Raw genomic sequence first — 15041 nt, forward strand, 5'->3', positions numbered from 1 at the left:
TATGGATATAGCAGTTATCGGATCCAATATGGTGGATTTAATTTCATACATTGACCAAATGCCAAAAGAAGGGGAAACCCTCGAGGCACCAAGTTTCGAAATTGGGTGTGGTGGAAAAGGAGCCAACCAGGCAGTGGCCGCAGCCAAAATGGGCTCTAAGGTCATGATGCTTACTAAAGTCGGAGATGATCTATTTGCAGATAATACGATTAGCAATCTAGAACGTTATGGAATAGATACTGAATTTACAAGTAAGGTCCCGGGAACATCAAGTGGTGTGGCACCGATATTTGTGGACCCACAATCGAGGAACCGGATATTAATCATCAAAGGAGCAAATGAATATCTTGTACCCGAGGATATCGACAACGCGGGGGAAAAGCTGAAAAAGTGTTCCTTAATCATTCTTCAATTGGAGATCCCCTTACCAGCTGTTTATCGTGCCATTGACTTCGGTAAGGAGAATAATATACCGGTTATATTGAATCCTGCTCCTGCCTCAAAAGAGTTGAATTTTGATTACGTTTGCAAGTGCGATTTCTTCATTCCTAATGAAACGGAACTGGAGATTTTAACCCAGATGCCAGTAGAAACGGATCAACAAGTGCAGGAGGCAGCTTTAACCCTTATCGAGCAAGGGGTGAAAAATGTTATTGTGACACTTGGAAGCCGTGGGGTGATGTGGGTTACAAAAGAAAAAGTGGAACGGATCGATGCATATGAAGTCGCCGCCATTGACACTACTGGAGCCGGAGATTCATTCATCGGATGCTTCGCCCACTTCTTTGTCAAAAATGGAGATATCCTTCACGCCATCAAGATGGCCACTGGATTTTCTGCCTTGAGCGTAACAAAACGCGGAACGCAATCCTCTTATCCAGATCAAGACCAGTTAAAGGGATTTTTTGAGAAACAGGTTTGAATATCATAGTATTAGGGGTGCTTCCACAATTGTTGGAACACCCCTTTTTACGTTCGTGTGGAACGAGATGGGTAGAGATAAGATAAGTATAAATGAATAGGTAGAGAAGGAGATTAATGTTCAATTATCGAAATTGTAGATATGTACGTAAAAAGTACATAACTATCAATCTGTAAGTAGGAGGGCTATTTGTGAAACCTAAAGTGTATATAACGAGAAAAATGCCAGACCAAATCGTGAATGGCCTAAGTGAAAAGTTTGAGGTAACGATGTGGCAAGATGAAACGACTCCGGTTCCTAGGGAGGTCCTGGAAAAAGAGATAGTGGAGGTTGACGGTCTATTTTGCTTGTTGACGGAACAAATCGATGAATCCTTGATGGAGAAGGCGACTAACCTAAAAATCATTGCGAACATGGCTGTGGGGTATAACAATATTGATTTACAAAGCGCGACAGATAAAGGAATCATGGTGACGAATACACCGGGGGTTCTGACGGAAACGACAGCGGACTTAACTTTTGCCTTGCTGCTTGCAACGGCCAGAAGATTGGTAGAGGCGACAGGTTATCTCAAAAGTGGTCAATGGAAAACATGGTCCCCGATGCAGTTGACTGGACAGGATGTACATGGCGCAACGATAGGAATCATCGGATTGGGAAGGATCGGTAAAGCCCTGGCGAAAAGGGCAAAAGGATTTGATATGAATCTTGTATACTATAATCGTAGCCGTAAACTTGAAGAAGAAAAAGAGTTGGGAATCGAGTTTGTATCACTTGAAGAGCTCCTTAAGATTTCGGATTTTGTCTGTGTCATGGTGCCACTCACTTCCCAAACTAGCTATATGATCGGTGCCGAGCAATTAGCCTTAATGAAAAAGACGGCCGTACTCATCAACACGGCAAGGGGCGATATCGTCGATGAAAGGGCATTGTACCAGGCTTTGGTAAACCAAGAAATTTGGGCTGCCGGCTTGGATGTATTTGAAGAAGAACCGGTTCCTTTAGATCACCCTCTCTTGACCCTACCTAATGTGGTGACACTCCCACATATCGGCAGCGCCAGCATCGCCACGAGAATGAAAATGGCAAGCCTTGCTGCAGAAAACTTGATGGCAGGCCTGACGGGCGCCCTTCCTGGCAATCTAGTGAATCCAGAACTAACAAGTGTGCAAAAAGGGAGAGGACATTCATAATGGAATTGAAAGAAACCATATATACTAGCAATAAAATGCCGACAACAAAAAAACTATGGATGGCACTTATGCTCGGTTCTTTTGCGGCAATCGGGCCTCTGTCACTTGATATGTATTTGCCTGGTCTACCAACACTTGCAGATGATCTGCAAAGCAGTACGTCTTTGGCTCAGCTCAGTTTGACCGCTTGTTTACTAGGATTGGCATTAGGACAAATATATTTAGGCCCCCTGAGTGATGCGAAGGGGAGACGGACCCCGTTAATCATCTCTTTGTCGATTTATAGTGTGTCTTCTCTGCTATGCGCCTTTGCTCCCTCCATTGAAATGCTTTTATTATTACGGTTCATCCAGGGAGCTGCAGGTGCTGGGGGAATTGTCATTTCCCGGGCCATTGTCCGCGATCTTTTTTCTGGTACGGATTTGACCAAATTCTTTTCCATGTTAATGCTTGTGAATGGGGCGGCACCGATTTTGGCACCGGTTTTAGGAGGGCAACTGCTACAATTTACATCTTGGCGGGGAGTTTTCATCGTCATTTTTGCTCTAAGTGTTATTATGGTTGCCGCTGCTTTTTGGGGGATAGAGGAAACACTCACACCAGACCTACGAAGTACAGGGGGCATAACCAATACAATACGTACATTCGGTGATTTACTGAAAAATCGTGTGTTTATGGGATATGCACTTTCTCAAGGGTTTGTAACGGCGGCTATGTTTGCTTATATCTCAGGTTCACCTTTTGTACTTCAAAATATCTATGGTATTTCTCCGCAAACATTCAGCCTGATCTTTGCGATGAATGGGATAGGGATCATTATTGCATCCCAGACAACTGGCAGACTGGCTGGGAAGATAAAAGAAGAAAAACTCCTACAAATAGGGTTGGGCCTTGCGTTATTTGGCGGGATTATTCTGCTCATGTCCATCATTCTGGGAGTTGGAATTGCGGGAATTTTAATTGCTTTATTTCTATCTGTCTCGAGTGTCGGGATCGTGGGAACGACAAGTTTCGCATTAGCTATGCAGGACCAGGGGAAAACGGCAGGGAGTGCCTCGGCTTTAATCGGTCTTCTGCCTTTCGTACTAGGTTCGCTCATGGCCCCTTTGGTGGGGATTGGTGGAGGTGATTCACCTCTGCCGATGGGAATCGTGATGGTAAGCTGTCATGTTATTGCCATGTCCTCTTATCTATTTATCGCCCGAGGCGGTTTGAGAAAAGCTGTTGCATAAGGAAAGTGGCCAACCCATTATAGGAAAAGTTCAAAGTAAGAGGGGTGGCTCTTTAAGAAAACAGGAAAAGCAATCCCACTCTCTTATGTATAATTTCTATTGGCAGGGAACAAAAAAGTTCAACTGAAAACTTTGCCCAATCCTTTTTTTATTTAGTAAGAAGAGGCAGAAGTGTGGTCAAATCATACACTTCTGCCTCTTCTCAAGTCTTTAGATTCTTATAAGAGCGATTCAGCTCCGTCAATATACACTTCAGTCCCGGTAACGTGGGAGGACATGTCCGATGCAAGGAACAAAACAAGGTCTCCTGCTTGTTCAATCGTTCCGGCTTTCTTTGCAAGTGGTTGAGAACCTTCGGGATACTCAATCGGTATTTTGATTTTTTCCAAGTTTTCATCTTCAGGATAGGTATTGTCGTCGATGTTGGTGTCTATGGAGCCTGGGCAGATGATATTCACGCGTATTTTGTACTTGGCCAATTCAAGTGCAGCCATCTTGCCGAAAGCGACCTGACCGGCTTTTGATGAGCTGTATGCGGAAAAACCAAAGTTCTTGAAAAAACGGTTTCCGTTAATGGAACTGTTAATGGTGATGCTGCCGCCTGTTTCCTTCATATAGGGAATGGCGTATTTTATGGTTAGGAAGGTTCCTTTCAAGTTGATGTTGAGTGTTTGGTCCCAATCTTCCGGCTTAATATCTTCAATGGGGGCAATTACCCCGTTAATACCAGCATTGGCAAACACAAAATCAATTTTTCCAAAATGCTCGAAGGCGGCCTGGAAAGCCTTCTCAACCTGTTCGGGTTGGGAAACATCCGTTTTGATGATTAAAGCTTCTCGTCCGAGGTTTTCGACTTCTTCCTTGACCTTTTCGGCATTTTCAACTGTGCGGTCAAAAAAAACGATGTTTGCACCGTTTTCCGCAAGTTTAATGGCGGCACCCCGGCCAATTCCGGATCCTCCGCCGGTAATGATGGCGACTTTATTCTTCATCAATTCTGTCATTGATTTCACACGCTCCTTTTTAATGTACTTCCCATGAGGGAGTATGTAGAAACATCAAGTCAGTAGTAATAGGAAAAGTATAAAGGAAAATAGATTGGAAAATCCAATATAAACCAAATTTTTTAGCGTTTTTCTTTATTTTTTTGCAAAGTCTGGTTATATTGAGGACAAAGTCTGTTAATTAAAAGGAGAATCTAACGAATGATACGTTATGGGATTATTGGTACAAATTGGATTACAGAGCGTTTTTTGAATGCGGCAAAACACGTGGAAGGCTTTTCATTAAATGCGGTCTATTCGCGCACAGAAGAAAAGGCCAGGGATTTTGCAGATAAGTATGGAGTTAAACATACATTTACAGACTTGGAGGAGATGGCGAGCAGTTCCGAGATTGATGCGGTCTATATAGCCAGTCCCAATTCTCACCATAGTCGCCAGGCAGTCATGTTTTTACAGCAAAAGAAACATGTCTTATGTGAAAAACCATTGGCTTCGAACGCCGAAGAAGTGAGGGAAATGATACAAGCGGCACAGCAAAACGAAGTGCTGCTCATGGAAGCGATGAAATCAACGATCATGCCAAGTTTTGAAAGCCTAAAGGAAAACATCCATAAAATTGGTGAGGTTCGTCGTTACCAAGGAAGTTACTGTCAATATTCTTCCCGGTACGATTCGTATAAATCAGGTACCATATTGAATGCATTCAACCCTGAGTTTTCAAGCGGCTCTTTAATGGATTTAGGTATTTATGCCGTTTATCCGCTTGTCGTTCTATTCGGTAAACCGAATAAGATCCAGGCATCTGGAACACTACTAGAGTCAGGAGTTGACGGTCAGGGTACCATCCTCCTTTCATATAATGACATGGAAGCCATCGTGATGTTTTCCAAGATCACTGAATCGACTCAACCTTCAGAAATACAGGGAGAAGCAGGTACCATCCTCATCGACAAAATTTCCAGTCCGAACGAAGTGGATATTTGCTACCGTGATGGAACAAGGGAGAGTCTTTCGGTTAAACAAGAGTTTCCTCCGATGTATTATGAAGCGAAGGAGTTTGTAAAATTGATCCAGCAGGGGAAAACGGAATCGGATAAGAATACATTTGCCCATTCATTATGGTCGATGGAAATCATGGATGAAGCTAGAAAACAGATAGGTGTCGTTTTTCCCGCAGACCGAAGATAAGCATTTTATTAGACATGATTCGGCAAAAAGCGTATAAATGGATGTTACAGAATGCCTATTTTTGGGTAGATTTTTAGTACATAGAAATTTCAGATGTTGGAGGAATTAATATGAAATGCAAGATTAATCGAAATGCAGCAAAGGTATTACAAAAGATGTTGAGTAGCGAAGAAGCGGAAGGGAAAATGATTCGGGTGTATATCACGCATATGCACGGCGATCATGCCCACTATGAGATGAAGCTTGATGTTCCGACGGAGCATGATGAAATTGTCAAGACGGATAAGGATATCGATATACTGCTGGATTCACGTGAAGAATTCTTGGACGGAGTATGGATTAAATATTTTTATGTGCCAGAAGAAGGTTTCGAAATAACCAATCCTTCGAAAGAGCCTCACGGCCATCACCATCATTAAAAATTAGGGGGAATTAGGCATGACAGAATTATACGAAAAGCTTTTTCAACCATATAAATTCTCTTCTGGGGTCGAAGTGAAAAACCGTATCATGTTGGCACCGATGACGCATTATTCTTCAGATGACCAAGGATACGTGACGGAAGAGGAATTAGCTTATTATGCAGAGCGTTCGGCAGGAGTGGGTACGGTAATCACAGCGTGTGCCTATGTAATTGCAGGTGGAAAAGGATTCCCTGGCCAATTCAGTGCTGATGATGATGCATTCATTCCATCACTCCGAAAAGTGGCAGAAACCATTCAAGGCAAAGGGGCCAAAGCCATTTTACAAATTTATCATGGAGGTCGCCAAAGTCCGCCGGATTTATTACCAGATAATCAACCTGTTTCTGCAAGCAGCGTTGCTTCAAGCGAGGGTGCACCTGTTCCTCGTGAAATGACGGAAGATGAAATTCAAGAAGTGATTAAAGCGTTTGGAGAGGCAACGAGAAGAGCCATCGAAGCAGGATTTGATGGTGTCGAGATTCATGGGGCGAATACATATTTACTTCAGCAGTTCTTCTCTCCTCATTCCAACCGTCGCACAGATAAATGGGGGGGAACGCTTGGAAAACGTATGATTTTCCCACTTTCCATTGTTAATGAAGTAGAAAAGACTGTGGAAGAGCATGCGAAAAATCCGTTTGTCATCGGCTACCGCATTTCTCCGGAAGAGGGTAGCGAGCCTGGCATCACTTTGGATGATACGCTTCAATTCGTAGACCGGCTTGCGAATCAAAACCTGGACTACATCCATGTATCGGTAGGCCATTTCTGGAACGGCTCATTCCGTGAGAGTGATAGAACGGAATCGAGAATCGTTAAAATATATGAAAAAGTGGGCAATCGAATTCCAGTAATCGGAGTAGGGGCCCTTCATACACCTGAAGAAGTGGCAGAGGCCATGGAAACGGGCGTTCCTTTTATTGCACTTGGCAGGGAGCTGCTTATGGAACCGTACTGGATTGAAAAAATCAAGGCCGGTAAAGAAAAGGAAATACGCACGACACTTTCGAAGAAGGATCAAGATGAATTGGTCATTCCAGATCCCCTTTGGGAAAAATTAATCAATGTAAAAGGCTGGCTTCCAGTCGTGGATTGAGTATGAATAATAAATGATCCCGTCCTTTGTTAAGGACGGGTATTTTTTTGGATGAAATTTATCTATCGATTGTAACCGATGAATGAGAATGAGAGCTTCTCTTCTTTTTTCTAAACATAAGCAAACCAATGATATAAATGATGAGAAAAGCTATTAAAATAATATCCGTCATTCGTATCGTGGCAACATCTGAAACAATTCGACCGGTATATTGCAAAAGGTTATGGAGGAAGTGAAAGATGATCGGAATGATGACCGATTGAGTTTGAATGACGAGTAAAGCTAAGACGAGACCTATTAGTAATGCATAGAACACTTGTATGAAAATAGAAAAGGATGGATTTTGAAATGCCTGGGCAAAGTGCCCAATCCCGAAGAATAAGCTTGAAATGATGATGGCCTTGATCTCTCCCTTTGGTAGGAGGATCTTCAGCATCAAGCCACGAAATACGGATTCTTCGACAAAGGCATTTGTCATAATCCCCAAACTTAATAAGACTAGATAAGAAAAGGATTGAATGGACACTCCTTCGTTGAAGATGACAAGAAGGATTAAAAAGAAGAGCAAGGGCGTATATAAAACCCATTCCCGGACGGATAGCTTCCGGATTGAATGAAAATAAAAGGTGCCCCATCGATTCTTTATAGTAAAATAAAAAATCAAGAGGAGTGCTAGCGGAATGAAGCCCATAAAAGGCGCAATGGGGTTACTCATCTTTGTTATTTCAGTGATGGCAGCCCCTGTTGAAACGAAAAGCAAAGTGATGATTTCAAGTCCGATAAGAGTTAAATAAGGTCGTTTGAACGTCATTTCATTTTTCATTATATAAGTCATCATCTCCCCTGGTTTGTGTTAAATATTCGTTGCTCGATTGGATTAATCCTGCTACCTTTCAGGCTGAAGATTAACATACAAGGCGCAGAAAGAAATCAGCTTATTTCTTTTGCGCCTCTTTTATTCGCATCTCTACCATCGTTACTCAATACGAAGACGACAAGCCCTTTCATTTGTCCAATTTTTGTTTCAGGTATATGGACTCGCATTCTATGTTCCTAAAACTCATTAATAGGTCGGGCACCTAATTTACTAGTGTAGAGGGATGGTCCTATTTTGTAATCAAAACGTAATGAATTGTAAAGAATTGTTTACAATGTAAGTAATGTACAGTTTTACGTTTTACTATATAATATGGGAACATGGTTCGAAACCATGAATAAACCCGACAAAGGAGATTACATATGAGAGTTACTTCTTACAATCTATCAAATCCTCAAAGGTTTACCGTGAAAAGAAAACTCCCCTTACACTTTTTCTTTTTCTAAGATGTAAGGCGACTACGTCGCTACCCCAAAATATGTACACCTACTTTTTTTCAATAACCGTTTTCAATAGAGTGGACTAAAAAAATGAAGGATGTGAGGGTGAATTTATGATGAAGGATAGTAGATTCCAAGGATACAACATGAAAGGATTTCAAAAAGACCTGACAGCAGGCCTGGTAGTGGGAGTGGTAGCCATTCCCCTTGGACTAGCTTTTTCCATTGCATCCGGAGTGGAACCCATATATGGCTTGTATACGACGATCATTGCAGGAATTCTCATTTCGCTTTTGGGTGGGTCTAAGTACCAAATTGGTGGGCCGACTGGAGCCTTTGTTCCATTACTATTTGGAATCGTCATGCAATACGGTTACGAAAGTCTTCTCATTGCCGGGTTTTTAGCCGGGATTATGTTGGTGGTGATGGGACTGCTTAAATTAGGGAATATGATGAAATTCATTCCCCGCCCCGTTATCATTGGTTTTACGACAGGCATTGCGATCATCATCTTTTCCGGCCAAATTGCTAACTTCTTAGGCATGAAGGTGGAAAAGCATGAAACGTTTTTAGCTAATATGAAAGAATTGGTGGTTAAAGCAGATACGATAAATGTCTATAGCATAGGTGTGGCACTAATATGCTTTATTGTGATCCTGTTAGCACCGAAAGTACTTCCACGAGTACCAGGACCTCTTCTTGGATTACTTGTTTCCACAGTGGTAGCCTTCTATTTCTTCCCTAGTAAGGTGGCTACGATTGGATCTACATATGGAGCGATTCCAAGAGGTTTCCCTGAATTTAAAGTGCCAGAGCTTTCGGTGGAAATCATTATCAACCTTCTCCCAGTGGCGATTACAATCGCATTATTAGGTGGAATTGAATCATTGTTATCGGCAACCGTGGCAGATAACATGGGTGGATCAAAACACGATAGCAATAAGGAATTAGTCGGTCAAGGCATAGCCAACATCGCTACACCATTCTTTGGCGGAATCCCGGCTACAGGTGCTATTGCCAGAACGGCCACGAATATTAAGACTGGGGCCGTGTCACCAATGTCAGGGATTATCCATGGAATCGTGGTCTTGATGGTCCTGCTCGTCTTATCTCCTTATGCCACACATATTCCTTTAGCCAGCATGGCGCCAATCCTCATGTTTGTCGCTTGGAACATGAGTGAACGGAAGGAATTTGCCCATGTCTTAAAAACAAGGTCGGCTGATTCTGTTGTACTGTTTGTGACATTTCTTGTCACTGTTTTAACGGATTTAATCATGGGTGTCGGTATCGGTTTATTGATTGCCTTCATCACCTTTATCATTAAGATGAGCCACTCATTAAAAATCAGGGAAAGAAGTCACGAAGTTTATCCGGAAATTATTCCAACGACTGCAAGCTCGGATTCAAGAATCGATGTTTACAATTTGGAAGGTCCCTTATTCTTTGGATCCATTGATGTACTGGAATCTAATATTTTGGAAAATTTGGATAATAAGACGGGCGTTTTAGTATTGAGCATGCGAAGGGTATCCTATATGGATACGTCAGCCGAGGCCGCTCTGCTGGCTATTGTCAATCGAATAAGGAAATATAAAGGGAAATTAGTCATCTCCGGAATTCAGCAACAACCTAAGGAGTTGCTAATAAGTACCGGGTTATATCATAAAATAGAAAAACAGCATTTCTTTAAATCCAAGGAAGAAGCTTTATATTTTGCCAAGCAATATGTAAATGTCAAATCAGATCAAGTAGTCTTATAGATGTAACCCTAAAGTCATCCTTTCGGCTTTTTATGGTATAGTTACCGTAATGAGAGATTATAAAAGAAGGTGACTGTCTGGATGGATTTATATCGGATTGGCCAGCTTGCTGAACTAGCTAATGTATCAAGGAGAACCATAGACTATTATACACAATTGGGATTGCTCACCTATGAGAAGACTGGATCGAGGTATCGATATTATACGAAGGATGCGCTCAATCGACTTAGTATGATCGATCGATATAAAGAGCAAAACATGCCGTTGACCGAAATCAAGGAGCGGCTGCAGATCTGGTCCGACAAACCTGTGGATTCGGGAGAGGTACTAGCAAAAGTCGATAAGATTTCTTTAAACCTGAAAGAACTGGAGCGGGAAGTTCTTGAATTAAAGCCACTCTTGGAAAAGCTGGATGAACAGCAACTGAAGTTTGCTGTTCATCAGCTCTCCCTAAGAGGCGGATCTTTGATTAGTATCATGAACGCGCTTACATGAACAAGAGTTTTTCCTCATTCAAAAAAGACCACTTTGGTCTTTTTTTTATTTTTTCCGTAGCTTGTAAGAGTAATAAAAACTTTTTTTCGGCAAAGGGGAAGGAGATAGGGGAATGGGAAAAGAAGAACTATAATATATAGATTTAGAAAGGGTGAGTGGATGATTGGTTCAATTGTAACGACGGCAAAAGGGCATCTTCAAGGAACTGTAGAAAATGGTGTAGGCGTTTGGAAAGGCGTCAGGTATGCGAGAGCTCCAATCGACGAATTGCGTTTTCGCTCCCCGGAGCCTGTTGAAAGATGGAACGGTGTCCTGGATGCAGTCAATTTCGGCGCTGTGCCACCACAACCTTTGGAAAGGGCAGCCAGGATGGGGATGACAGGCAGTGAAGAAATGGATGAGGATTGTTTATTCCTGAATATCTGGTCTCCTAATGCTGATGATCGGAAGCGCCCGGTCATGGTTTGGATTCCAGGTGGAGCATATATTACGGGATCGGGTTCGATTGATATGTACAACGGTCATGTGTTAGCCAAAACAGGAGATGTAGTGGTTGTAAGCATCAATTATCGGTTAGGTGCTTTAGGATATTTGGATTTTACGGAGTGGAATCATGAGGAGGAACTCTTTGATTCCAACCTAGGTTTACGTGACCAAGTCGCTGCGTTGAAATGGATAAAAGAGAATATTGTAGCATTTGGAGGAGACCCGGAGAATGTTACGGTATTTGGTGAATCAGCTGGTGGTAATGCCGTTACGACTTTACTCACAGTACCTTCTGCAAGAGGGCTTTTTAAACAGGCCATTGCCCAAAGTCCTGCTCCTACTTCAGTTTACGGAAAAGGTTTTGCACGACAGTTCAGTAAGAAATTTCTCGATATTCTCGGGATTGAAGAGAATGAAGTCGATGTGTTAAAAACACTTCCCGTCCAGAAAATCGTTACAGCTTCATATGAATTATTACAGCAAAACTCTCAAGATCTCCCTGGTTCGCTTTCTTTTGGTCCAGTCGTTGATGGTGACTTTTTACCTGACTATCCATTGGAAGCCATTCGTTCAGGAGCCACTGCTGGAATTCCCCTTCTTATTGGTACAAATAAAGATGAAGCGACTTTATTTGACCAAATGGATCCCCCGTTAATTCCGACAACCGAAGAAATGATTCATAAGATGTTCGAAAATACAGATCCTGAAGCGGAGGAGCGAATCACCAACGCTTACCTAACCTTCCCTAATAAAGAGGCTACCCTAGGCTTGGGGCGTGATGCGACTTTTCATATGCCTTCGGTTTGGTATGCAGAGGCATACAGCCATCAGGAGAAAACATGGATGTACCGCTTCGATTACCAAACCCCCTCTTTAAAGTTTAGCAAACTAGGGGCGACGCATGGGATGGAGATTTTATATGTTTTCCAGACTTTCGATTCTATAGTTGGAAAACGGATTACTGCCTTTGGCGCTAAGCGTGCTGCCTTGAAATTATCTCGACGGATGCAAGGTCACTGGATTAACTTTGCGAAATATGGGAATCCCAATCCGCCGGAAGGAGAAGTCTGGCCGAAGTATGACGAAACGAATCACTATACGATGATTTTTGATAAAAGGGATTATATAGAAAAGGATCCCAATAGGGTTCACCGGTTGGTTTGGGAGGGTGTAAGAATATATAAATGAAAGAAAACCAGCATGGAAGAAACGGAGGAAAATAAACATGGATACATATCATTTTCAGCCAACGAAAGAGTTTGCAGGAAAATTGGACCAATGTGATGCCTTAGCCATTTATCGGAAGGAATTTTACTTGACTCCCGGGACCATCTATATGGACGGAAATTCATTGGGACTATTATCGAAGCGGGCGGAAAAAAGTCTTTTGAATTCATTGGAAGACTGGAAGAGATATGGAATCGAGGGATGGACGGAAGGTGATAACCCTTGGTTTTATTTCTCTGAGAGATTGGGAGAGTTGAGTGCCCCTTTGGTGGGGGCGTCAGGTGATGAAGTAATTATGAGTGGCTCGACGACAGGGAACCTTCATCAGCTGGTGGCAACTTTCTTTGAACCGAAGGAAGGACGGAACAAGATATTGGCCGATGAGCTGACGTTTCCGAGTGATATTTATGCGCTTCAAAGCCAGCTTTTGCTACACGGGCTTGATCCGGAAACACATTTAGTGCAGGTGAAAAGCCGTGATGGTAAACTTCTTATGGAAGACGATATCATTGCCGCGATGTCAGAGGAAGTAGCCTTGGTCGTGTTGCCAACGGTTTTGTACCGCAGCGGACAGATTCTGGATATGAAACGATTAACAAAGGAAGCGCACACTAGAGGAATCATCATTGGGTTTGATGGGTGTCATTCAGTGGGTGCTGTTCCACACCAATTTGACGAGTGGGAGGTCGACTTTGCATTTTGGTGTAATTATAAACATTTGAATGGAGGACCGGGAAGTGTTGCAGGCTTATATGTCAATCGAAAACATTTCGATAAAAGGCCAGGGTTGACTGGATGGTTCGGGTCAAAAAAGGATGAACAGTTCGACATGAAACACTCATTCTCCAAGTCTGATTCAGCAGGGGCCTTTCAGATCGGAACGCCACATATATTAAGTATGGCTCCACTAGTCGGTTCGCTTGAAATGTTTGCCGAAGTGGGTATCGAACAGATTCGTACAAAATCTTTGCTTTTGACACAATATTTTATGGACTTGATTGACTCTGAACTTATGGAGTATGGGTTTTCATTCGGGAACCCTCGAGATGATTTTCGAAGGGGGGCTCATATTATCCTTGAGCACCCAGAAGCAGCACGGATATGTAAAGCGTTGAAGAATGAGGGCGTCATTCCGGATTACCGCGAACCGGATATGATCCGGGTTGCACCTGTCTCCCTCTATACCTCCTATCAGGAAGTATGGGAAACGGTCCAGGCACTAAAAAAAATCATGCAAGGGAAGTTATATGAGAGTTATGAAAATATACGGGGAATCATTGCCTAGTTTGGAAAAGAAACATGGAAAATAATAAATTGAAAAGAGAGTTATCAACCAATCAAATCACGATGATCGCAATGGGATGTGCGATTGGGACCGGCTTGTTTTTAGGGAGCGGTCTAGCGATATCGATAGCCGGTCCAAGCGTATTGATTAGCTATGCTGTCGGTGCGTTCGTTGTTTTGTTATTAATGGGATGCTTGGCGGAAATAACGGTCGCTTATCCAACTTCCGGATCCTTTGGGACGATTGCCGAGAAGTACATCAGTCCACTTGCAGGCTTTCTTGTCCGATATTCCTACTGGATAGCCAATGTCCTTGCCATTGGGGTCGAAGTCAGTGCAATCGCTGTTTATATGAAATACTGGTTTCCTGATGTACCAGGGAGTGTGTGGATTTTTCTTTTTGCCGCCTTACTCATCTATGTAAATGCAACCAGTGTCAATACTTTCGGGAATTTTGAATATGTATTTTCCTTGATTAAAGTCAGCGCCATCGTCATTTTCATCTTACTGGGAGCTTATGTTTTGATTGGTGCCGAACCAGCCTCGGGAATGGGGATGGAGAACTATGTGAATGCAGGGGGGTTCATGCCTTTTGGTTTTTGGGGATTATGGGTGGCTGTTTTCATTTCTCTCTTCAGCTTTTTAGGGACAGAAATGATTGCAGTGACTGCAGGAGAAGCCAAAGATCCGGATATCGCTGTACCACGAGCCTTGAAGGCAACCGTTTTCAGGCTGTCGACTTTTTACGTACTGACAATCGGCATCATGTTGATGATCGTTCCATGGCAGGAAGCGGGCGTTGAAGTGAGCCCATTCGTGAAGGTCATGGAAATATTAAATATCCCGGGAGCCTCCGGAATCATGAATTTTATCATTTTGACGGCAGCTTTATCAGCAATGAATAGTCAGCTTTATGCTTCCACAAGAATGATCTTTTCACTATCCGAACAAAGGCAGGCACCGCCTTTCTTTATGAAAGTGAGTCGAAAAGGAGTACCGGTCCGCGCCTTGCTCATCTCCACATTGGGTATTTTTCTGGCTGCGGGGATAAAGGTCATTCTTCCCGATACATCTTATGCATTCATGATGGGGATATCGATGTTCGGGGCCATTTTCACTTGGTTCATGGTGTTCATCTCCCATCTGTTTTTCAGGCGAAACTGGGAAAGAACAGGGGGGCGGAAATTACCTGTCAAAATGTACGGTTATCCTTATTTAACGATACTTGGAGCGGTTTTTCTATTGGCCTTAACGGTAACAACCTGGTTTACCGAACCCTTTAAAATCGTTTTGCAGTTCGGTATTCCTTGGTTGATCTTTCTATGGCTCACATACATGTTGATGATGAGAGTAAAAAGAAGATAAAGGGA

The 15041-nt window shown here is 42.7% G+C and carries 13 protein-coding genes; 11 read left to right on the plus strand and 2 right to left on the minus strand.

Annotated features, from left to right (window positions below; genetic code table 11):
- Position 1: 1 nt before the first annotated feature.
- The 3 genes from rbsK to ACQKL6_RS10160 all read left to right on the plus strand — a co-directional run bounded on the left by rbsK (position 2) and on the right by ACQKL6_RS10160 (position 3347).
- Positions 2 to 922, plus strand: a complete 921-nt coding sequence (rbsK, locus tag ACQKL6_RS10150) for a ribokinase (RefSeq protein WP_402867859.1) — start codon at positions 2 to 4, stop codon at positions 920 to 922.
- A 191-nt stretch (positions 923 to 1113) separates the two neighbouring features.
- Positions 1114 to 2115, plus strand: a complete 1002-nt coding sequence (locus ACQKL6_RS10155) for a 2-hydroxyacid dehydrogenase (protein WP_427651031.1) — start codon at positions 1114 to 1116, stop codon at positions 2113 to 2115.
- Entirely contained in the window at positions 2115 to 3347 is a 1233-nt protein-coding gene (locus tag ACQKL6_RS10160) for a multidrug effflux MFS transporter (RefSeq protein ID WP_402867861.1), read from the plus strand. Before ACQKL6_RS10155 ends, ACQKL6_RS10160 begins: the two co-directional genes overlap by 1 nt.
- Positions 3348 to 3565: 218 nt before the next feature.
- On the opposite strand, the gene ACQKL6_RS10165 is transcribed toward ACQKL6_RS10160, so the two are convergent.
- Entirely contained in the window at positions 3566 to 4339 is a 774-nt protein-coding gene (locus tag ACQKL6_RS10165) for an SDR family oxidoreductase (protein ID WP_427651032.1), read from the minus strand.
- Between the two features lie 213 nt (positions 4340 to 4552).
- Here ACQKL6_RS10165 and ACQKL6_RS10170 point away from each other — a divergent pair, with 213 nt between their 5' ends.
- From ACQKL6_RS10170 to ACQKL6_RS10180, 3 genes are all read left to right on the plus strand, one after another.
- Positions 4553 to 5539, plus strand: a complete 987-nt coding sequence (locus tag ACQKL6_RS10170) for a Gfo/Idh/MocA family protein (RefSeq protein ID WP_402987529.1) — start codon at positions 4553 to 4555, stop codon at positions 5537 to 5539.
- Positions 5540 to 5649: 110 nt separating this feature from the next.
- The gene (locus tag ACQKL6_RS10175) at positions 5650 to 5958 is read left to right on the plus strand and encodes an iron-sulfur cluster assembly accessory protein (protein ID WP_402867864.1); all 309 of its coding nucleotides are present in this window, start codon (positions 5650 to 5652) and stop codon (positions 5956 to 5958) included.
- A 19-nt stretch (positions 5959 to 5977) separates the two neighbouring features.
- Positions 5978 to 7099 carry an NADH-dependent flavin oxidoreductase gene (locus ACQKL6_RS10180; protein WP_403123671.1) on the plus strand — a complete coding sequence of 374 codons (1122 nt, stop codon included), beginning with the start codon at positions 5978 to 5980 and terminating at the stop codon, positions 7097 to 7099.
- A gap of 58 nt (positions 7100 to 7157) precedes the next feature.
- On the opposite strand, the gene ACQKL6_RS10185 is transcribed toward ACQKL6_RS10180, so the two are convergent.
- Positions 7158 to 7910 (minus strand): CPBP family intramembrane glutamic endopeptidase, encoded by a 753-nt coding sequence (locus tag ACQKL6_RS10185; protein WP_427651033.1) that lies wholly within the window; start codon positions 7908 to 7910, stop codon positions 7158 to 7160.
- Between the two features lie 619 nt (positions 7911 to 8529).
- On the opposite strand from ACQKL6_RS10185, the gene ACQKL6_RS10190 reads away from it, so the two are divergent.
- From ACQKL6_RS10190 to ACQKL6_RS10210, 5 genes are all read left to right on the plus strand, one after another.
- A complete protein-coding gene (locus ACQKL6_RS10190) occupies positions 8530 to 10179 on the plus strand; it encodes a SulP family inorganic anion transporter (protein WP_402955938.1) in 1650 nt (549 codons plus the stop codon).
- 81 nt (positions 10180 to 10260) lie between these two features.
- The gene (locus ACQKL6_RS10195; protein WP_402955940.1) at positions 10261 to 10674 is read left to right on the plus strand and encodes a MerR family transcriptional regulator; all 414 of its coding nucleotides are present in this window, start codon (positions 10261 to 10263) and stop codon (positions 10672 to 10674) included.
- Between the two features lie 159 nt (positions 10675 to 10833).
- The gene (locus tag ACQKL6_RS10200) at positions 10834 to 12348 is read left to right on the plus strand and encodes a carboxylesterase/lipase family protein (protein WP_427651034.1); all 1515 of its coding nucleotides are present in this window, start codon (positions 10834 to 10836) and stop codon (positions 12346 to 12348) included.
- A 37-nt stretch (positions 12349 to 12385) separates the two neighbouring features.
- On the plus strand, positions 12386 to 13672 hold the full coding sequence (gene kynU, locus ACQKL6_RS10205; RefSeq protein ID WP_427651035.1) for a kynureninase: 1287 nt from the start codon (positions 12386 to 12388) through the stop codon (positions 13670 to 13672).
- Between the two features lie 14 nt (positions 13673 to 13686).
- Positions 13687 to 15036 (plus strand): amino acid permease, encoded by a 1350-nt coding sequence (locus tag ACQKL6_RS10210; protein ID WP_403123682.1) that lies wholly within the window; start codon positions 13687 to 13689, stop codon positions 15034 to 15036.
- Positions 15037 to 15041: the final 5 nt, after the last annotated feature.

Source organism: Peribacillus sp. NPDC097197, from assembly GCF_050278025.1.
Taxonomy (GTDB): Bacteria; Bacillota; Bacilli; order Bacillales; family DSM-1321; genus Peribacillus.

Bases quoted from the DNA above. Each gene is read 5' to 3' on its own strand.
- kynU (WP_427651035.1), top strand. From the start codon at position 12,386: ATGGATACATATCATTTTCAGCCAACGAAAGAGTTTGCAGGAAAATTG.
- ACQKL6_RS10200 (WP_427651034.1), top strand. From the start codon at position 10,834: ATGATTGGTTCAATTGTAACGACGGCAAAAGGGCATCTTCAAGGAACT.
- ACQKL6_RS10195 (WP_402955940.1), top strand. From the start codon at position 10,261: ATGGATTTATATCGGATTGGCCAGCTTGCTGAACTAGCTAATGTATCA.
- ACQKL6_RS10175 (WP_402867864.1), top strand. From the start codon at position 5,650: ATGAAATGCAAGATTAATCGAAATGCAGCAAAGGTATTACAAAAGATG.
- ACQKL6_RS10210 (WP_403123682.1), top strand. From the start codon at position 13,687: ATGGAAAATAATAAATTGAAAAGAGAGTTATCAACCAATCAAATCACG.
- ACQKL6_RS10185 (WP_427651033.1), bottom strand. From the start codon at position 7,910: ATGACGTTCAAACGACCTTATTTAACTCTTATCGGACTTGAAATCATC.
- ACQKL6_RS10180 (WP_403123671.1), top strand. From the start codon at position 5,978: ATGACAGAATTATACGAAAAGCTTTTTCAACCATATAAATTCTCTTCT.
- ACQKL6_RS10160 (WP_402867861.1), top strand. From the start codon at position 2,115: ATGGAATTGAAAGAAACCATATATACTAGCAATAAAATGCCGACAACA.
- ACQKL6_RS10165 (WP_427651032.1), bottom strand. From the start codon at position 4,339: ATGAAGAATAAAGTCGCCATCATTACCGGCGGAGGATCCGGAATTGGC.
- ACQKL6_RS10190 (WP_402955938.1), top strand. From the start codon at position 8,530: ATGATGAAGGATAGTAGATTCCAAGGATACAACATGAAAGGATTTCAA.
- ACQKL6_RS10170 (WP_402987529.1), top strand. From the start codon at position 4,553: ATGATACGTTATGGGATTATTGGTACAAATTGGATTACAGAGCGTTTT.
- rbsK (WP_402867859.1), top strand. From the start codon at position 2: ATGGATATAGCAGTTATCGGATCCAATATGGTGGATTTAATTTCATAC.